Source organism: Streptomyces sp. UW30 (genome assembly GCF_008042075.1).
Taxonomy (GTDB): Bacteria; Actinomycetota; Actinomycetes; order Streptomycetales; family Streptomycetaceae; genus Streptomyces.
Map to the genome: position 1 here is coordinate 1 of NZ_RDBN01000092.1, position 1,310 is coordinate 1,310.

The 1,310-nt window shown below is 72.3% G+C and carries 2 protein-coding genes; both read left to right on the plus strand.

Features of this window, described 5'->3' with window-relative positions:
* Window positions 1-20 precede the first annotated feature (20 nt).
* Window positions 21-749 (plus strand): hypothetical protein, encoded by a 729-nt coding sequence (locus EAO75_RS46360; protein WP_187284852.1) that lies wholly within the window; start codon window positions 21-23, stop codon window positions 747-749.
* 75 nt (window positions 750-824) lie between these two features.
* Complete coding sequence (locus tag EAO75_RS44150) at window positions 825-1,106, plus strand: hypothetical protein (protein WP_148000769.1); 282 nt, start codon at window positions 825-827, stop codon at window positions 1,104-1,106.
* Window positions 1,107-1,310 lie beyond the last annotated feature (204 nt).

Below are 1,310 nucleotides of genomic sequence, written 5' to 3' on the forward strand. Positions count from 1 at the left end.
AATGAAGGGCCGAGGGTTCCATGCGCAAGCTTCACAAGGCCGCGCTCGTCGTMGCAGCGGCCGGCGGTCTGACCGCCATCGGCGCCGGCGTCAGCGAGGCGGCCGATTATCCCGTCGGGTACGCCGGTGCCGCTCCGGCGCCCGCTCCCGAGTATTACCCGGCACCTCAGTACGCTCCCGCTCCGCAGTACGCCCCGGCGCCGCAGTACGCCCCGGCTCCGCAGTATGCTCCGGCGCCGCAGTACGCCCCGGCGCCGCAGTACGCTCCGCCCGCTCCCCAGTACGCGCCGCCGCAGCACAGTGCGCCGCAGGTCACGGCGGCGTCCCGGTCGGGCGGTTACGCTCAGGCCTCGCGGCCCCAGTACCAGCCGCAGCCGGCTCCCCAGTACGCGGCTCCGGCGCCCGCCCCGCGTGAGCAGACCGGCTACGCCACCGCCTCGGCCTCGTCGGGCGGCTTCGCGGAGGCCGGTGTCCCGCAGCACTCCGCCCCCCAGCAGGCGGCTCCGCAGGTCATGCCGCAGGCGGCCCCGCAGGTCATGCCGCAGGTCGCTCCGCAGGTCTCCGCTCCGCAGGTCTTCAACCCGGAGCCCCCGCCGCGGGTCGCGCCGCAGGTGAACCCGCAGGTGAACCCCGAGGTGAACCCGCTCATCAACCCGCTGACCACCAGCACTCCGCAGGTGCCCGGGCTCGGCCTCGGACAGGTCGCGGCGCCCCCCGTGGGCCAGCTGGGTCTGCCCCGGCTCGGCTGACAGCCGTTCCACAACCGGCCGCCGTTCCAACCTCATTCGCTGCACACCCCTTCCGCTCGATCCAACGGAGAAGAAATGCGCAAGCTCCACAAGGCCGCCCTGGTGGGCGCCGTCCTCGGCAGTGTCGGCTCCCTCGGCATGGGCACCGCCTTCGCCCACGGTGAGGCGGCGGCCCACGACGTCGACATCACGCAGGGCATCGAGTGCCGCTCGCACGACATGAACATCGACATCCTGGGCAGCGTCGGCGCCCTCAACGGCGTGCTGGCCAACGCGCTCAACGGCGAGGGCTCCCCGGCCGCGCAGCCCAGCCACCTCGGCTCGGACATGGGCTGCAACAGCTCGGCGCTCAAGTAACCGTACGAAGCGTCCGGTTCAACGCCCGCTCCGTCACGGGGCGGGCGTTGGACTTGCGAGCCGTAGACACGGCAGAGATCTGGCGAGGGTCGGGCCGCGCCGTGCACGCCGAGTGAAAGGGCGACCTGTCGCATGAGACTGTCCTGTGCCGACGAGATGCTGCTGTTCAACGGTTGTCCGGGAGTCATCGGCCTGGCGGCGGTC

Excerpts from the sequence above, each read along its gene's own strand:
- EAO75_RS44150 (WP_148000769.1), top strand. The coding sequence starts at position 825 with ATGCGCAAGCTCCACAAGGCCGCCCTGGTGGGCGCCGTCCTCGGCAGT.